The organism is [Clostridium] aminophilum DSM 10710, assembly GCF_000711825.1.
GTDB lineage: Bacteria > Bacillota > Clostridia > Lachnospirales > Lachnospiraceae > Clostridium_R > Clostridium_R aminophilum.
The window spans coordinates 142,748-159,932 of record NZ_JONJ01000008.1; the positions used below are offsets into that span (position 1 = coordinate 142,748).

A 17,185-nucleotide genomic window follows, 5' to 3' on the forward strand; every position below is an offset into this window, starting at 1 on the left:
GACAAAGAGGAGAAATGGGAAATGAGTCTTGTTCTTTATGAAGTCGAAGAATCGGTCGGAATCATCACAATCAACAGACCGGAAGTACTGAATGCTCTGAACTCTGCGGTTCTGGATGAGCTGCGGGATGTTCTCAGAAAAGTTGATATCAATAGCGTTCGCTGTCTGATCGTAACCGGCGCGGGCGATAAGTCCTTTGTTGCCGGCGCGGATATTGCTGAGATGAAGAATCTTAACTCCAGAGAGGCGATGGAATTCAGCGTAAAGGGAAACAATGTGTTTGAAAGCCTTGCAAAGTTCCCGATTCCGGTTATCGCGGCAGTAAACGGATATGCACTTGGCGGCGGATGTGAGCTCTGCCTTTCCTGTGACATCCGTATCTGCTCCGAGAATGCGGTATTCGGTCAGCCGGAGACCGGCCTCGGAATCACACCGGGATTCGGCGGAACACAGAGACTGATCCGTATGGTCGGCGAAGGCATGGCAAAACAGATGATCTATACCGCCCGCAACATCAAGTCTGATGAAGCATATCGCATCGGCCTGGTGAACAGCGTGCATCCGGTAGGCGAAGTTCTGAATGCTGCGAAAAAGATCGCAAAACAGATCGCGGCAAACGCTCCGATCGCGGTTCGCGCTTCCAAGGAGGCAATCCACAGAGGACGTCTTCTTCCGATCGAAGGCGGAAAGCTGGTTGAGGAGAGAGCATTCGGTATCTGCTTCGAGACACATGATCAGCAGGAAGGAATGGGCGCATTCCTTGAGAAGAGAAAAGAGAAGAATTTTACAAATAACTAATGTGTGGTATTTATTCTTCTTATGACATTTCTACAGATATTGTTTGCAAATTAACATTGTTTCTATTATTATAGTTATTGGCGGATCTATTGACACAGATTTAACTAACAGAAATGACAGTTGTGTGTTACGGATCCTATCACGATCTGCAAATAATCGTGAGCATCCGGTTTAATTAAGTAGGAGGATTTCAAAAATGAAGGTTGCTGTTATTGGTGCTGGAACTATGGGTTCAGGAATCGGACAGGCATTCGCACAGTATGAAGGCTGCGATACCGTATATCTCTGCGATATCAAGCAGGAATTTGCTGACGGCGGTAAGACTAAGATTCAGAAGAACCTGGAGAAGCTGGTTTCCAAGGGCAAGATGGAGCAGGCTCAGGCTGATGCGATCATTGCAAAGATCAAGACCGGACTGAAGGATATCTGCGGAGATGCGGATCTCGTTGTAGAAGCTGCAATCGAGAACCTTGCCATCAAGCAGCAGACATTCCAGGAACTGGATAAGATCTGCAAGCCGGAGACCATTTTTGCGACTAACACATCTTCTCTTTCCGTAACTGCGGTTTCCAAGGGCGTTGACAGACCGGTTATCGGTATGCACTTCTTTAACCCGGCTCCGGTAATGAAATTAATTGAAGTTATCGCAGGCCTTAATACTCCGCAGGAAATTGTCGATAAGATTGTAGAGATCAGTGAAGCGATTGGCAAGACTCCGGTACAGGTCAACGAGGGTCCGGGCTTTGTTGTTAACCGTATCCTGATTCCGATGATCAATGAAGCAATCGGTATCTATGCACAGGGAATCGCTTCTGTTGAGGGTATCGATACCGCTATGAAACTTGGCGCAAACCACCCGATGGGCCCGCTGGCACTCGGCGATCTGATCGGTCTGGATGTTGTACTTGCTATTATGGAAGTAATGCAGGCTGAGACCGGTGATCCGAAGTATCGTCCGGAACCGCTTCTGAGAAAGATGGTTCGCGGCGGAAAGCTCGGACGCAAGACCGGAGAAGGTTTCTACAAGTATTGATCTGCGGACTCGCATGCGAGTTCTGAATGTGGCCGCTGGGGCGGTTTTTACAGCCGCCCTTTAAAAGGTATATATTTTATGATGGAGGACAAGAAACATGGATTTTACACTGGACAAACAGCATGAAATGGCGAGAAAGTTATTCCATGACTTCGCCGAGACTGAGGTAAAACCGCTCGCTCAGGAAATCGATGAGACAGAAGAATTCCCGAGAGAGACAGTAGCAAAGATGCAGAAATACGGATTCCTGGGAATTCCGTTCCCGAAGGAGTACGGCGGCCAGGGCGCTGACGAGCTTACATACGCTATGTGCGTAGAGGAGCTTTCCAAGGTTTGCGGTACTACAGGAGTTATCGTATCTGCTCACACATCTCTGTGCGGCGACCCGATCTGGGAGTTCGGTACAGAAGAGCAGAAGCAGAAATTCCTCAGACCGCTGGCTTCCGGCGAGAAGCTTGGTGCTTTCGGTCTTACCGAGCCGGGCGCTGGTACCGATGCTCAGGGTCAGCAGACAAAGGCTGTTCTTGACGGCGATGAGTGGGTTCTGAACGGTTCCAAGTGCTTCATCACAAACGGTAAAGAGGCTGATATCTACATTGTTATCGCTGTTACCGGTAAGGTTGAAAAGCATGGAAGAATGATGAAGGAGATCTCCGCATTCATCGTTGAGAAGGGAACTCCGGGCTTCACATTCGGAACAAAAGAGAACAAGATGGGTATCCATGCTTCCGCTACATACGAGCTGATCTTCACAGACTGCCGTATTCCGAAGGAGAACCTCCTTGGCTCTCTTGGACAGGGATTCAAGATCGCAATGCACACACTGGACGGCGGACGTATCGGTATCGCTTCTCAGGCGCTTGGTCTTGCAGAGGGCGCACTCGAGAGAACCATCGAGTACGTTAAGGAGAGAAAGCAGTTCGGACGTACTCTGGCTCAGTTCCAGAACACTCAGTTCCAGCTTGCTGACATGGCTACAAAGACAAAGGCAGCTCAGATGCTTGTTTACAGAGCAGCTATGGCGAAGGATACTCAGAAGGTATTCTCCGTTGAGGCAGCTATGGCAAAGCTTTACGCAGCAGAGACCGCTATGGAAGTTACCACAAAGGCTGTACAGCTCCACGGTGGTTACGGCTACATGAAGGAGTACGATGTTGAGCGTATGATGCGTGATGCGAAGATCACCGAGATCTACGAGGGAACATCTGAGGTTCAGAGAATGGTTATCTCCGGTAACATTCTGAAAGACTGATAAAACAAGCGACAAGACGACGTATCGAATGATATGTAATCATAAGAATAAGGAGTGAATATACCGTGAAAATTGTAGTATGCATTAAGCAGGTTCCGGATACCAAAGGCGGAGTTAAGTTTAACCCGGATGGCACTCTTAACAGAGGCGCAATGCTTGCCATCATGAACCCGGATGACAAGGCAGGACTTGAGGCAGCACTTAGACTGAAAGATCAGTACGGCGCACACGTTACCGTTGTAACCATGGGACTTCCGAAGGCTGAAGAGGTTCTTCGCGAGGCTATGGCAATGGGCGCTGACGAGGGTATCCTTGTTACTGACCGTGTTCTCGGCGGTGCTGATACATGGGCAACATCCCAGACTATCGCAGGTGCACTGAGAAACCTTGAATATGATCTGATCATCACAGGCCGTCAGGCAATCGATGGCGATACCGCTCAGGTAGGTCCGCAGATCTCCGAGCACCTTCAGATCCCGGTAATCTCCTACGCTCAGAAGATCGTAGAGGTTAACGAGGCAGAGAAGTACATCGTTGTTGAGCGTCAGTACGACGACAGATATCACGTTGTAAAGGCACAGCTTCCGTGCCTTGTAACAGCTCTCGCAGAGCTTAACGAGCCGAGATACATGACTCCGGGCGGCATCTTCGATGCATATGCGAAGGACATCACTGTATGGCACAGAGCAGATCTGAAGGACGTTCTTGATTCCAACCTCGGACTTGCAGGCTCTCCGACAAAGATCGCGAAGGCTTCCGATAAGGTTAGAAAGGGCGCTGGACAGAAGTTTGAGCTTGATCCGGCTGCTGCAGCTGACAAGATCGTTGAGACACTGGCACAGAAGCATATTATCTGATCAGACTATAGAAGAGAGTGGTGAATAGAATGGATATCAAAGAATATAAAGGCGTATTCGTCTTCGCACAGCAGGTAGACAACAAACTCAGCAACATCGCTTTCGAGCTCGTTGGAAAGGGCAAATCCCTGGCAAATGACCTCGGCGAGACTGTTACAGCTGTTGTTGTAGGTTCCGGCGTTAAGGGACTTGCAGATCAGCTCGCAGAGTACGGCGCAGACAAGGTTATCGTTGTTGACGATCCGGCACTCAAAGAGTACAGAACCGAGCCGTACACACACGCTGTTTCTGAAGTAATCAATCACTTCAAGCCGGAGATCTTCCTGATCGGCGCTACAGCAATCGGCCGTGACCTTGGCCCGCGTGTTTGCGCACGTATCCACACAGGTCTTACCGCAGACTGCACAAAGCTCGATATCGGTGATTTCCCGATCAACGCTATCCCGGGCAAAGAGAATGAGCAGAAGCACAACCAGCTTCTCATGACTCGTCCGGCATTCGGCGGTAACACCATCGCAACCATCGCTTGCCCGGATTTCCGTCCGCAGATGGCAACCGTTCGTCCGGGTGTTATGCAGAAGCTTCCGAAGGAAGCCGGCCGCAAGTGCGAGGTTGAGGAGTTCAACCCGGGCTTCACAGAGAACAACATGTATGTTCAGATCATGGAAGTTGTTAAGAAGGTATCCGAGGCAGTTGATATTCAGGATGCGAAGATCCTGGTATCCGGCGGCCGTGGTATGGGTACTCCGGAGAACTTCAAGATCCTTGACGAGCTTGCTGAGGTTATCGGCGGAACTGTTTCCTGCTCCCGTGCAGTAGTAGATGCTGGCTGGAAGCCGAAGGATCTTCAGGTTGGACAGACTGGTAAGACTGTTCGTCCGCAGGTTTACTTCGCAATCGGTATCTCCGGTGCAATCCAGCACCTTGCAGGTATGGAGGAGTCTGACCTCATCATCGCAATCAACAAGGATGATACAGCTCCGATCTTCGACGTTGCTGATGTTGGTATCGTAGGCGACCTGAACAAGGTTGTTCCGATGCTCACTCAGAAGCTCAAAGAGGCTATGGCTGCAAACAACAACTAATTTCAGTTGCTGAGAGGAATTCTGCGCAGCAGGAGATTCCTCATCATACGAAAACCTGTATTTCAAATCGAGACCGGTGCTGTGAATCCGGTATCAATTGAAGAATGATTCCGGCGGACCGAAAGCGGACCACACACCTGCGGACGGTCACCGGAACGGGTATATAAAAAGGGTCGCCCCGATGTACCGACCCCCAAAAGTTAGACCAAAAATCTAACTTTTGGGAGGTCGGTATTTTTATGTCTAAGTATTCTTTTGAATTCAAAAAGAAAGTTGTCAAAGCCTATTTAAACGGTGAAGGTGGTTATGGATATCTTTCTAAAACTTATGGAGTCCCCGCCAAAAGCAAAATTGAAGAATGGGTCCATAATTACCAGAAATTCGGAGATGCGGGACTAATTCGCTCCCGTAAGAACCAAACATATTCTTTTGAAAAGAAGCTTTCTGTTGTAGAGTTATATTTATCAAGTGAAATCTCATATCAGGATTTAGCTCTACAAGAAGGAATCACTAATCCAAGCATGATTGTTAACTGGGTAAAACGCTTTCGTGTAGCAGGTCTTGATGCATTGAGACCTCACAAGAAAGGTCGAAGGAAAACATTGGAAAAGCCAGAAAAGAAATCTTCTACTCTGCCTATTGAGAGTCCAGTTGATACAAGTGCAGAGCATGTTAAAGAGTTAGAGGATGAGCTGCTGAAGCTAAGAATAGAGAATGCATTTTTAAAAGAACTGAGGAGGCTGCGTTTAGAGGACGAAGCAAAAATGAGAGAACGGCGCGAATCATCAACAGCCTCCGAAGACAGTTCAAACTAAAAGACCTTCTCTCATATACAGGTATGCCAAAGGCAACATTTATGTACTGGCAAAAGAGATTTGACCGGGAGAATCCAGATAAAGTGCTAGAAGAAACGATTCTTGCTATACGCGCGAGTAACAAGGACTATGGTTATCGTAGAGTGGTAGGCGAATTAAATAACCAGGGATACAAAGTCAACAAAAAGAAGGTTCAACGAATTATGCAGAAGCTAGGACTCCAGGTGACATCCTTTACTCGTAAGAGCAGAAAATACAGTTCCTACAAAGGGAAAGTAGGAACCGTTGCTCCTAACAGGATTAAGAGAAGGTTTAATACCCATATACCGCACCAGAAAATAACCACCGATACAACAGAGCTAAAGTACTATGAAGTAGATACAAAAGGTCACATGACCATGCACAAGCTCTATCTGGATCCATTTATGGATATGTGTAATGGAGAAATACTAAGTTTTGGAATAGATAAACATCCATCTGCCAAGAATGTAATGGATGCTCTTGAACAGGCGATAGAAATCACATCAGACTGCCCTTATCGTAGGACCTTCCATTCAGATCAGGGATGGGCTTACCAGATGAAGGCTTATTCCCATCGGCTAAAACAAGAACGCATCTTCCAAAGCATGTCCAGAAAAGGTAACTGCTTAGATAATTCGGTAATGGAAAACTTCTTCGGACTGCTAAAGCAAGAAATCTATTATGGGGTAGTATATTATAGTTACGAAGAATTGAAAGCTGAAATAGAGCGATATATAAAGTATTACAACGAACAAAGAATTAAAGAGAAACTAGGATGGATGAGTCCTGTCCAGTATAGACTCAACCTCTTGGCTGCATAAAAACAGCGTAGCAGCCATAAAACTGCTACGCTTAAAAGTCTAACTTTTGGGGGTCACCTCACGAATCGGGACGGCCCTTTTTGCTTGCTTCTTATACAATCCATCCGCCGGTGAAGGGAATGATCTGGCCGGTCAGATAGGAACCCGCCGTTGCGATATGATATATGAATTCACCCGCTTCATCCGCAGTCGCAAGACGTCCGGCCGGGATTTCCTCCTCCAACTCCTGAAGCGCATCGCCGTCCAGAAGTTCGGAGTTCATTTCCGTGTCAACACAGCCGAAGGCGACGGCATTTACCGGAATGTTGCTTGGAGCCAGTTCCTTTGCCAGTGCCTTAGTGAAGGAATTGACGGCGCCCTTTGTTGCGGAGTAGGCGACCTCGCAGGAGGCGCCGCTGATTCCCCAGACCGAAGAAACGTTGATGATCTGTCCCGAATGCTGTGAGACCATGGAGGGAACGGCGAGCCGGCAGGTGTTATAGACCGAGTAAAGATTCGTGTGCATCATCCGGTCCCACTCAGCTGGCGTCATATCCTGAAAGAGGCCGATCCACGCAATGCCGGCATTATTGATTAGAACGTCGATATGACCGAACCGGGAGTGAATCTCCCCGAACAGGCGCTCGCAGTCCTCGAAATTTCCGATATCGCCGACAAAGGAGAGGCACGGAACGCCCATGGCTTCAATCTCAGACTGTACCTGCGCAAGACGGTCGGCACTCCGAATGCAGGTGATCACACACTGATATCCTTCACGGGCGAATTTCAGGGCAGCGGAGCGCCCGATTCCGCGGGATGCTCCGGTGATGAGTACGGTTTTAGTCATAAAAAACTCCATTCTGACGCATTGGATTGCGGCACAAAAGTCAGTACAAAAAGTCAGTACAAAAAGTCAGTACAAAAAGTCAGCACGAAAGGCAATTCAAAAGGCAGTGGCATTTTTTTGGGAAAAGTTGAAAAACCAATGTTTGCCGAACGAAAACGGTAATCTATCTTATTGTAACATGAGACGGCGATTCCGGATATGGGGCATAAAACGAATCCAATCGGTATGCCGGAGAATATGCCATAACATTTGTGTAATAAATCCGTAAGACAAATTTGACACAAAGCGGTGTAAGTGAAGGCTTATGAGTAGTATAATAAGGACAGTATGAACAGGAAACGTTTGACCGGAGGAAAAGACTGGATGAAGAAATTCTTGAAATTAGTAGTGGCGACAGGTGCGATTCTGACGCTGATGCCGGCAAGTTTCAGTGCCGCGGCGGCGCAGAAGGTGCAGCCTCTTCCGGAGACCGTACAGACTGAAACCAATACCCTGCAGACTGCAGCACCGACGGTGAGTGTCGGAAGCGTAGCGGTTCCGCAGGTTCGCAATAATGTAAATGTCCGCGCAGAAGCGAATACGAGCAGCTCTGTTGTGGGAAAAATGAATAGCGATATGAAAGCGGACATCCTTGAGACCGTAGAAGGCGAGGATGGAAAATGGTATAAGATTCAGACCGGTGACATCATCGGATATGTGAAGGCGTCTCTGTTTAAGACAGAAGCGAAAACCGAAGCAAATACGGACTCTGCAGTGTCAGAAAAGCCGGAGAGCAATGCACAGACGTCGAAACCGGCCGGCACAGCCGAGACGGAAAAACCGGCAGCGGAACAGACCTCAAATCCTGCTGTGACAGCTCCGGCAGAGCAGACCTCGAAGCCCGCAGACACCGGGAATACAGCGATAAAGGAAGAAACGGGGAAGGCGGAAAAACCGGCAGCTGCTTCCGGAACGTCCGCTCCGGCGAATGCGGATGACGGGACAGTGAAGGTTGCAAGAGTCAATGTCGCTGTCCTCAATGTCCGCAAGGACGCATCCATTGACAGTGAGAAACTGACTTCGGTGGAACGGGGAGAGACCTATAAGATTCTCGGTGAAGAGAATGAATTTACCAAGGTCAAAATCAGCGATTCCGTGATCGGATATGTGGCAACCGAGTATATCACGATTGATGAGGCGGATGAGTGTGATTCGATTGCAAAGGGGAATACATCCCAGACTTCTCCGTCCGGGACGACACCGGATTCTTCGAATTCGGAGAAGACCGGCAGCGACACCGCAAAGAACAGTGGAAAGACCTCAGCTGAGAACGGCACCGCAAACGGTCCGGGAACCGGCGGAAGTTCTTTTGGAACCGGATCGGAAACGACCGATGAGGCATCGGACAATGCTGCAAAGCCGACCGATTCCGGCAAGGCAACCGGTACAAGAGCGGAGATTGTTGCATACGCAAAACAGTTTGAAGGAAATCCGTATGTTTACGGCGGAACCAGTCTGACCGATGGTGCGGACTGCTCCGGTTTTACTATGAGCGTATACAAGCATTTTGGTATCTCCATCGGAAGAAGCTCCCGCGACCAGGCGGCGAACGGCAAGACGATCGCCATCTCGGATCTTCAGCCGGGTGACCTGATCTTCTACGGATCGAAGGGGTACATCAACCACGTTGCGCTCTACATCGGCGGCGGCCGGATTATCCACGCGAGCACAGCGTCTACCGGAATCAAGATTTCGAACTATGATTACAAGACACCGGTGAAGGCGGTTACTTTCCTGAATTAAGTAAAACATATCCGTAATACAGAAGAATATGAAAGCGAACGACAGATACTTTTGGACGAAAAAGCCGGAAGCATCTGTCGTTTTATATTTCACAGGAAAGTGCTCCGCATTTCCTGTGAAAAAAAACGATCCGCGGGGGTGCGCATGCCGCTGAAATGGAAAATGTCACCTTTCGGTGACCAGCGGCGTCGCACATCGTCCGTGGCGCTCCCTGCAGGATTGAGGGGATGGGGGAGCCGGAGTCCGCTTGCGGACTTTGATATAGGACGCCGGGCGGCATTTTATCTTTTTCGGTGATTTTTGATGCTTCGGATAAAGAGAAAAACGGAAACTTGTTGAATATTAATGATAAAATAATCCCTTTTATTGAAAATAATTCATGAAATAGCTTGAGAAAATCCTCTTAATACGGTAAAATTTTTGTATAAAATACTTGGGAGGAAACAGTATGATTAAAGACGGATTTGTTTACTTTTCAATTCTTATCCTTCTCATGGGGATAATCGTGATGCTGCCCAAACTATGCAAGGGCAAGGGCGCACAGAAGTTTTTCGGTATCATACCGCCTGTCGTCATCATTTACGTAGGCTTCATGCTTTTGTGCTCCGTTAAGCTGTGGGATCTGGAATCCACGGCCGGCCTTTACAGCAGCATGAAGAACCCGGTTCTCTATGCGATGGTATTCCTGATGCTGCTCCGGTGCGACATGAAAAAGATTGTCCGCCTCGGGCCGAGAATGCTGATCGCATTCTTCTGCGCAAGCATTTCCATCGGAATCGGTTTTGTTGTCAGCTATGCGGTGATGCATAATTTCCTGGGGCTCGAGGCATGGCGGCCGCTGGGCGCTCTCTGCGGAAGCTGGATGGGCGGAACCGGCAACATGCTGGCAATTCAGGCGGCGCTGCATGTCGATGAGGGCAACATGGTATACGCCCTGATCATGGACACCATCTGCTGCAACATTTACATTCCGTTCCTTCTGTGGGCGCTGACGAGAAATGAAGCCTTTAACCGCTGGACAAAGTCCGACACTCATCTGATCGATGAGGTTGGTGAGTCTCTCCGCAAGGCGACGGAGGCGAACAAGAATCCGCTCCTGTGGCAGAACCTTGCATTTCTCCTCGGTCTGGGATTTGCAGTGTCCGCGCTGGCTCAGTATGTCGGCGTATACCTGAACTCGATGATTCCGTTTTTTGATAAAGCGACATGGACAGTCCTTTTCGTAACGGTTCTCGGAACTGCACTTGCGGTGACTCCGCTCGGCAGCATGAAAGGAATTGAGGAACTCTCCAACATTCTTCTCTACACGGTTATCGCGCTGATTGCATCCAGAGCAGACCTCGGCGGCGTGACCAACGGACACCTCTGGATCCTCACCGGATTTATGACCATGGCGATCCATGTTGTGGTTATGGTTGTGATGGCAAAACTCCTTCGCCTGGATATCTTCACCTGCGCGGTTGCCTCGGTGGCAAATATCGGAGGAACAGCGACAACACCGGTTATTGCCGGATCCTACAATGACGCTCTTGTGCCGGTCGGCATTGTAATGGCGCTTTTAGGATATGTCATCGGTACCGGAGGAGGACTTCTGGTTGCGAACGGCATGAGTATCTTCGGATAAACGGAAACGACTTTTTCAGAGATGAGAACAGGCTCCCTAAACAGAACCGGAAAAACGGCATCTGTATAGGGAGCTTTTTTCTGTGACAGGCACGAGGGGATCGGGAGATTCTTCGCTTGCGTTAAATAAATAACGGCATTTACCAAAAGATACCTGAATTTTTTGAGAGAAATTAGTGAAGTTGCCCCGAAAAAGAATCGTTTTACTTGAACTGAACAGGAAATAATGATAAAATAAGCCCGTGAAAAGACGAATATGTGATGCAGAGACAGAGAGCAGCGTCAGAAAACAAGGCCGGCATGAGAAGGCTCTTTTTTTCGGACCGCTGTTATTTTTATGCGTAATCGGATCGGCTGTCCGCCGGTTCCGATTGCGGAGACGCATTGCATGAAACGTGCGGCCGACAGCGGCGCACCGGAACGGATCGACCCGGGACATGCGAATGACCGCATCCCGATCGAATATAAAGGAGGAGAAAAAATGAAGAAAATGGTAAAGGCAGCAAGCCTTGTTGCAACAGCAGCAATGGCAGCATCCCTCGCAGCATGCGGCGGCAGCTCCGCACAGACGACAACTGCAGCAGCGACTACAGCAGCGGCAGCGGAGTCCAAGGCAGAGGAATCCAAGGCGGACACAGCAGAGTCCAAGGCTGACGGTGCGGTTGATCTCAGCGGTGTAGATGCAAACTACAAACTGGAGCTCAAGCTCAGCCATGTATTTGCTCCGGATGAGGCCCTTACAAAGAACATGCAGGCAATTGCGGACTCCATCAAGGACAAGTCCAACGGAATGGTTGACATCCAGTGCTTCCCGCAGTCTCAGCTGCCGGTATATCAGGATGGCGTAGCACAGGTTGTTGCCGGTGCGAACTTCATTTCCGTAGAGGATCCGTCCTACCTCGGCGATTACGTTGCAGACTTCAACGTACTTGCAGGACCGATGCTGGTTACATCCTATGATCAGTTCGGCGCTCTTCTTGAGACAGACGAAGTAAAGGATATGTTCAAGAAGGCAGAGGAGAAGGGAATCAAGATCCTGAACATGGATTACATCTTCGGTTTCCGTTCCATGATGACCAACAAGGAGATCAAGACCCCGGACGATCTGAAGGGAATGAAGATCAGAACTCCGAAGTCCGAGCTCTATGTTAACACTCTGAATGCTATGGGTGCTACCGCAACTCCGATGGGATTTGCTGACACCATCGCGGCAGTACAGCAGGGTGTTGTTGACGGTCTTGAGGGTACCATCGATGCATACGGTTCCAACGGTTCCGCAGAAGTTGCAAAGAAGATGGCACTCACAAAGCATCTCCTCGGCGTATGCGGTGCTTACATCAACCCGAACGTATTCAACGGTATGCCGGAGCCGCTGCAGAAGCTGGTTCAGGATGAGTTCGATGCAGGCGCAAAGAACATGGTTAAGCAGGTATCCGAGAACGAAGAGGCTCAGAAGAAGAACCTTTCCGAGAAGTACGGTATCGAGTTCAACGATGTTGACGTCGATGCATTCAAGGCAACTCTTGCTCCGATCTACAAAGAGATGGAGACCAAGAAGGGCACAACTCCGGGTCTGTATGACAAGTTCCAGGAGTACATCAAGGACGTAAAGTAATCAACGGATTATAACGTAATACAACACGGAATTTTGAAAAATACAAAGTGAAAAATTCCCATGTATGTACTGTTACGGTACGGGGGAGGAGGCATCCCCTCCTCCCCATCTTTATGCGCGTACAACGGGCCAAAGACCGTTTCGGGACGGGCTGTGGCAGCTGACGCGATAACGGGAGAAACCTGCAAAGTGTGTTTTGTCCCGGCAGCAATTTCAGTATTAAGCACCAAATGTGTGGAGAAAAACGGGTATGAAAAAATTTATTCGCGAAAATCCCGAGGAGTTTATCGCGGCGATCCTGATCGTCGTGACGACAAGCCTCGTTCTGTTAAATGTCTTCTTCCGGTATTTCCTGAACTCCGGTATCTACTGGAGCGAGGAAGTCGCAACGACATGTTTCGTATGGAGCGTGTTCGTCGGGGCAGCCGGAGCCTACCGCAACGGCGCGCAGCTCGGTATCGACCTTCTGGTCAACAAGCTTCCGGCCGCGGCATCCAGAGCGGTCAAGCTGATCGTTCAGTGCATTCTTCTTCTGATCAATGCGTATATTCTGTATCTTGCGGTCATCTATGTTCAGCGCACTTACACCATCGCGACATCGGTACTTGCCGTGTCGAGCGCGTGGGTCAGCTCTTCTCTGATTGTCGGATTCGGACTGACAACGGTCTATTCGCTGATGCATCTTGTCAACATGTTCCGCCGCACAGGAAAGGAGGCGTAAGTATGGGATTCGCACCTCTTTTTATCGTATTGCTCCTGTACTTTACCGGAATTCCGATCGCGTACGCTCTGTTCGGCGCAACCATGGTCTATTTCGGTTTCATGAACACCGGCTCGCCGGCGTATCTCATTCTTCAGAAATTTATCACCAGCGCGCAGTCATTTTCCCTTCTGGCGATTCCGTTCTTCGTTATGGCCGGATCCATTATGAACTATGCCGGTATTTCCAATAAACTGATGGCTTTTGCCGATGTGCTGACCGGTCACATGCCGGGTGCACTGGCGCAGGTAAATGTCCTTCTGTCCATGCTGATGGGCGGCGTCTCCGGTTCTGCGAACGCAGACGCGGCGATGGAGGCAAAAATGCTTGTTCCGGAGATGGAGCGCCGCGGTTACGACCGTGGATTTTCCGCTGCGATCACGGCGGCGTCCTCTGCCGTCACGCCGGTCATCCCGCCGGGCATCAACCTGATCATCTATGCGCTGATCGCAAATGTATCCGTCGGAAAAATGTTTATGGCCGGTTATATCCCGGGCATCTTCATGGCTCTCTGTCTGATGGTGGTGGTTCACTTCATCTCCAAAAAGAGAGGATATATGCCAACCCGGGACAAAATCGCTTCTCCGCTGGAGATGGGAAAACAGGCCCTTGACTCCATCTGGGCGATCTTCTTCCCCATCGGCATTATCGGCGGTATGCGAATCGGTATCTTCACTCCGTCGGAGTGCGGCGCGATCGCGGTTCTCTACTGTATCGTAGTCGGTGCGTTCATCTACCGCGAGCTGAAGCCGGCTCACATAGCCCCGATTCTTCAAGAAACCGTTGAAGGTACTGCTGGCGTTGTTCTGATCATTGTCGCGGCCAATGTCTTCGGCCAGTACATGACATGGCAGGGCATTCCGGGCATGATCTCCAAGGCCCTTCTCGGTGTGACCACCAACAAGTATGCAATGCTCCTGATTATTAACGCCATCCTTCTGGTGGTCGGCATGTTTATGGAGGGCGGCGCGGCCATGATCATTCTGGCTCCGCTCCTGATTCCGGTTGTCCGCACCATGGGCGTCGATCTGGTTCATTTCGGCCTGATTATTATTGTCAATATTATGATCGGCGGTCTGACGCCGCCGTTCGGATCGATGATGTTTACGGTCTGCAGCATCATCGACTGTCCGATTCCGGATTTCGTCAAAGAAGCTCTGCCGTTTATCGCGGCACTGATCGTGGCGCTGCTGATTGTTACCTACTTCCCGCCGCTGACACTGCTGATTCCGAACCTTGTCTTCGGAGCGTAAGGCGGATACGGATATGAGAAAATGAGTCCGTTCCGCGGCTTCGCGGAGCGGACTTTTGCGCAGAGCACTTAGCGAGGTATTACACGAATTTTGGCTTGTTTCCTGCGCAAATATAGTCTGGATTTTACCGGTGAACATCCGGGGGATTCGGATACAATAAAAGAAGGGAAAAATACACTTCAGGGGGAAAACGAAATGGCAAAAGGTGAGTACATCATGGCGCTTGACGCCGGAACGACAAGCAACCGCTGTATCATTTTCAACAAGCGAGGCGAGATGGTCAGCGTCGCGCAGCAGGAATTTCAGCAGCATTTCCCGAAGCCGGGCTGGGTTGAGCACAATGCGAACGCGATCTGGTCCACGATGCTCGGTGTCTGTGTCCAGGCAATGGCGAAAGTCGGGATCAATGCGGACGAGATCGCAGGCATCGGCATTACCAATCAGCGTGAGACGACGATCGTGTGGGAAAAAGAGACCGGCGAGCCGATCTGTCGTGCCATCGTATGGCAGTGCCGCCGAACCGCTGAATACTGCGATCAGCTGAAGGCGCAGGGATTGACAGACATGATCCGGGAGAAGACCGGACTTGTCATCGACGCGTACTTTTCCGGCACAAAACTCAAATGGATTCTGGACAATGTGCCGGGGGCGCGGGAGAGCGCGGAGCGGGGAGAACTCCTCTTCGGAACGGTCGAGACCTGGCTGATCTGGAAACTGACCAAGGGGAAAGTTCATGTGACGGATTACTCCAATGCGAGCCGTACTATGCTGTTCAATATCAACACTCTGGAGTGGGACGATGAGATCTTAAAACTTCTGGGTATTCCGAAATGTATGCTTCCGGAAGTCAAGCCGTCCAGCTGCGTTTACGGCATGACCGATCCGAGCGTGCTCGGGGGAGAGATTCCGATCGCCGGCGCGGCGGGAGACCAGCAGGCGGCATTGTTCGGACAGACCTGCTTTAAGCCGGGCGAGGCGAAATCCACCTACGGAACCGGCGGTTTCCTTCTGATGAATACCGGAGAGAAGCCGGTATTCTCGAAGAATGGTCTGGTTACGACCATCGCGTGGGGCATCGACGGCAAAGTCACCTATGCGCTGGAAGGATCCATCTTCATTGCCGGCGCGGCCATCCAGTGGCTCAGAGATGAAATGCACCTGATTGAGTCCTCTGCGGATTCGGAGTACATGGCAAAGAAGGTAAATGATACCAACGGCTGCTATGTTGTCCCGGCATTTACCGGACTTGGCGCGCCGCACTGGGATCAGTACGCGAGAGGAACCATCGTCGGCATCACCCGCGGTGTCAACAAATACCATATCATCCGCGCGACATTGGAATCTCTGGCCTTCCAGGTCAATGATGTTCTTCAGGCGATGAAGCAGGATTCCGGCATCGACCTCAAAGCACTGAAAGTGGACGGCGGTGCATCCCTGAACAACCTTCTGATGCAGATGCAGGCAGATCTCATTCGTGTTCCGGTCAATCGTCCGCAGTGCGTGGAGACCACGGCGCTCGGCGCTTCCTATCTTGCCGGTCTTGCGGTCGGATACTGGAAGAGCATGGACGATGTGGTCCGCAACTGGAGCATTGACCGGACCTTCGAGCCGGAGATCACCGAAGATGTGTGCTCGGAAAAGATCCGTATGTGGAATAAAGCGGTCAAGTATGCCTATGGCTGGGCCAAAGAGGACTGAGTGATCCGGAAAAACGGCGGAAGCGGCTGCTCATCCGGGGAGGGCAGCCGCCTGACGGCGGAATGATATAATTGTGTAAGAATAAATGGATTTATAATCAATGTGCTGTCGCATCCGTTGTTCCATCAACCGGTGCGCGGCACATTTTCGGATTTCAGAAAAAGGATCTGCGGCATTATAAAAAGGGACAGTCATACCAAAAGGGACAGCCACACCAACTTGTGTCGGTGCGGCTGTCCCTTTCCGCTTACGCGGTCATATCATTATGATGGATTGTCAATCTGGATGTCTTATGCGAGTTCCGGCTCGATCAGTCCGTAGGAGCCGTTCTTTCTCTTATATACGACATTTACCTCGTCTGTGTCCGCATTCAGGAATACGAAGAAGTTGTGTCCGAGAAGCTCCATCTGTACACATGCCTCCTCTGGGTCCATCGGCTTGATCGCGAATTTCTTCATCTTCTCGATGTGAACTTCTTCCTCGCTGGTCTCCTCTTCATTGATGTACAGGTCGGAGAAGGAAACTGCGGACTGCTTCTTATCGACGATCTTCGATTTATATCTCTTGAGCTGGCGCTCAATGATCTCTTCTACAAGATCGATGGAAACATACATATCATCGCTGACCTGCTCGGCACGGATGATGGTTCCCTTAACCGGGATGGTAACCTCGATCTTCTGGCGATCTTTCTCAACACTTAAGGTAACGACTGCCTCAGTGTCTTCGTTGAAATACTTTTCGAGCTTGCCGATCTTTTTGATTACATCAGCTCTGAGTCCAGGTGTGACATTGATGTTTTTTCCGGTGATGGTATAACGCATAGACATCGCTCCTTTACTTTATGATGTGATTCACATCATTTAATCATCTTTAACGAGGACGGATCGGGAATCCCTTCCGGTTCCGCTTCGTTTGGTATCTGTAGTTTATCACATTTATAGAAAAA

Annotated in this window: 14 protein-coding genes; 12 read left to right on the top strand and 2 right to left on the bottom strand. The window is 49.9% G+C overall.

What is annotated here, in order from left to right; genetic code table 11:
* The first annotated feature begins 21 nt into the window (after nt 1-21).
* The 6 genes from BR86_RS0107220 to BR86_RS15625 all read left to right on the top strand — a co-directional run bounded on the left by BR86_RS0107220 (nt 22) and on the right by BR86_RS15625 (nt 6,682).
* A complete protein-coding gene (locus tag BR86_RS0107220; RefSeq protein WP_031472569.1) occupies nt 22-798 on the top strand; it encodes an enoyl-CoA hydratase-related protein in 777 nt (258 codons plus the stop codon).
* 196 nt (nt 799-994) lie between these two features.
* Nucleotides 995-1,831 carry a 3-hydroxyacyl-CoA dehydrogenase family protein gene (locus tag BR86_RS0107225; protein ID WP_031472571.1) on the top strand — a complete coding sequence of 279 codons (837 nt, stop codon included), beginning with the start codon at nt 995-997 and terminating at the stop codon, nt 1,829-1,831.
* A 97-nt stretch (nt 1,832-1,928) separates the two neighbouring features.
* A complete protein-coding gene (locus tag BR86_RS0107230; RefSeq protein WP_031472573.1) occupies nt 1,929-3,083 on the top strand; it encodes an acyl-CoA dehydrogenase in 1,155 nt (384 codons plus the stop codon).
* Nucleotides 3,084-3,148: 65 nt separating this feature from the next.
* Nucleotides 3,149-3,940, top strand: a complete 792-nt coding sequence (locus BR86_RS0107235) for an electron transfer flavoprotein subunit beta/FixA family protein (protein WP_031472575.1) — start codon at nt 3,149-3,151, stop codon at nt 3,938-3,940.
* Nucleotides 3,941-3,969: 29 nt separating this feature from the next.
* On the top strand, nt 3,970-5,025 hold the full coding sequence (locus tag BR86_RS0107240) for an electron transfer flavoprotein subunit alpha/FixB family protein (RefSeq protein WP_031472576.1): 1,056 nt from the start codon (nt 3,970-3,972) through the stop codon (nt 5,023-5,025).
* A 239-nt stretch (nt 5,026-5,264) separates the two neighbouring features.
* A protein-coding gene (locus tag BR86_RS15625; protein ID WP_242841581.1) for an IS3 family transposase occupies nt 5,265-6,682 on the top strand; the annotation gives its coding sequence in 2 pieces (ribosomal slippage) (nt 5,265-5,748 and nt 5,748-6,682; 1,419 coding nt in all).
* A gap of 91 nt (nt 6,683-6,773) precedes the next feature.
* Here the strand turns inward: BR86_RS15625 and ymfI are convergent.
* A complete protein-coding gene (gene ymfI / locus BR86_RS0107255) occupies nt 6,774-7,508 on the bottom strand; it encodes an elongation factor P 5-aminopentanone reductase (RefSeq protein ID WP_031472581.1) in 735 nt (244 codons plus the stop codon).
* Between the two features lie 363 nt (nt 7,509-7,871).
* Here ymfI and BR86_RS15200 point away from each other — a divergent pair, with 363 nt between their 5' ends.
* The 6 genes from BR86_RS15200 to glpK all read left to right on the top strand — a co-directional run bounded on the left by BR86_RS15200 (nt 7,872) and on the right by glpK (nt 16,239).
* Nucleotides 7,872-9,290 carry a C40 family peptidase gene (locus BR86_RS15200; RefSeq protein ID WP_161767290.1) on the top strand — a complete coding sequence of 473 codons (1,419 nt, stop codon included), beginning with the start codon at nt 7,872-7,874 and terminating at the stop codon, nt 9,288-9,290.
* 448 nt (nt 9,291-9,738) lie between these two features.
* Entirely contained in the window at nt 9,739-10,914 is a 1,176-nt protein-coding gene (locus BR86_RS0107270) for a DUF819 family protein (RefSeq protein WP_031472585.1), read from the top strand.
* Between the two features lie 387 nt (nt 10,915-11,301).
* Nucleotides 11,302-12,528 (top strand): C4-dicarboxylate TRAP transporter substrate-binding protein, encoded by a 1,227-nt coding sequence (locus BR86_RS0107280; RefSeq protein WP_242841582.1) that lies wholly within the window; start codon nt 11,302-11,304, stop codon nt 12,526-12,528.
* Between the two features lie 250 nt (nt 12,529-12,778).
* Entirely contained in the window at nt 12,779-13,249 is a 471-nt protein-coding gene (locus tag BR86_RS0107285) for a TRAP transporter small permease (RefSeq protein ID WP_031472589.1), read from the top strand.
* A 2-nt stretch (nt 13,250-13,251) separates the two neighbouring features.
* Entirely contained in the window at nt 13,252-14,541 is a 1,290-nt protein-coding gene (locus BR86_RS0107290; protein WP_031472591.1) for a TRAP transporter large permease, read from the top strand.
* Between the two features lie 195 nt (nt 14,542-14,736).
* The gene (gene glpK / locus BR86_RS0107295) at nt 14,737-16,239 is read left to right on the top strand and encodes a glycerol kinase GlpK (RefSeq protein ID WP_031472593.1); all 1,503 of its coding nucleotides are present in this window, start codon (nt 14,737-14,739) and stop codon (nt 16,237-16,239) included.
* Between the two features lie 290 nt (nt 16,240-16,529).
* On the opposite strand, the gene hpf is transcribed toward glpK, so the two are convergent.
* Nucleotides 16,530-17,060 carry a ribosome hibernation-promoting factor, HPF/YfiA family gene (gene hpf, locus BR86_RS0107300; protein ID WP_031472595.1) on the bottom strand — a complete coding sequence of 177 codons (531 nt, stop codon included), beginning with the start codon at nt 17,058-17,060 and terminating at the stop codon, nt 16,530-16,532.
* Between the last annotated feature and the right edge of the window lie 125 nt (nt 17,061-17,185).